Here is a 1,046-nt window from a genome sequence, read left to right as displayed (position 1 = left end):
TGGCTCTTCTAAACCTTAAATTAGAGAAGAAGATATAGTCCGATCCTGATCGTGAGATCGGTTATTATATTATAATATAATAAAATTGCACCATATGTTCTCAGTTGGAATGGATGTGGATACTAGAGCTTACTTTACGGCAGCTACAATGGTAATTGCTGTTCCAACAGGTATTAAAATTTTCTCTTGGCTGTCAAATTCCTTTAGTAAGAATATTTATATGGCCAATCAAATTTATTTAAATGTACTAGAAAATTATAAATTTTATAATGAAAATCTATTAAATGTTTTTTCAAGATCTAATAAAAATTATTTACCAGAAAATAAAAATTGTAAAAGTTTAGTTTTATATGGATCTAATCTTTCTTCAACTGTAAATTATCCAAAATACACTAGTATTGTAAAATATATGGTATCTATACCTAATAATATTTTATTCCCTTTAATAGGAATTTTAATGTCAGATGGATGTATTACTATTAATAATAGTAGTAAATTATTTAGATTAGAAAAATATCCTAAAGATGTTGGAGCCAGATTTAGATTTAAACAAAGTATAAAAAGATCTGATTATGTTTTCAATGTTTTTTCACTTTTATCTCATTATTGTATTTCTTATCCTAGTTTAGTTAAAACTAGAATTAATAGAAAAAATTTTGTTGGAATTGAAATTGTAACTCGATCTTTACCTTGTTTTTTAGTTTTACAACGTAAATTTTATTTTAAAGGTAAAAAAATTATACCTTTAGATTTTTATGATTTAATAACTTATGAAGGTTTAGCATATTGGATTATGGGAGATGGTTGTTTTGTGAAAGGAGGAGGATTATATTTACAAACTCAAAGTTTAACTGTTAAAGAGTGTGTTTTTATTATTAATATTTTCTATATTAAATTTCAAATTGAAAGTAGTATACATTTTCAAAGAGGATTACCTGTTATATATATAACAGTAGATTCTATTAAAAAATTATATCCTCATATTCAACAATTTATTATTCCTAACATGAAATATAAATTTCATTATAAATTAACAAATAATTAAA

1 protein-coding gene is annotated in these 1,046 nt (G+C 23.2%); it reads left to right on the top strand.

All coding sequences use genetic code 11. The features are described 5' to 3' along the window. The first annotated feature begins 76 nt into the window (after positions 1–76). Positions 77–1,045, top strand: coding sequence for an LAGLIDADG endonuclease (locus EKG38_RS25575; protein ID WP_281277021.1), 969 nt, complete (start codon positions 77–79; stop codon positions 1,043–1,045). Position 1,046 lies beyond the last annotated feature (1 nt).

Source organism: Shewanella canadensis, assembly GCF_003966225.1.
GTDB lineage: Bacteria > Pseudomonadota > Gammaproteobacteria > Enterobacterales > Shewanellaceae > Shewanella > Shewanella canadensis.
Note: the sequence above shows the minus strand (reverse complement) of the source record. Positions and strands in the feature narration are given on the sequence as shown.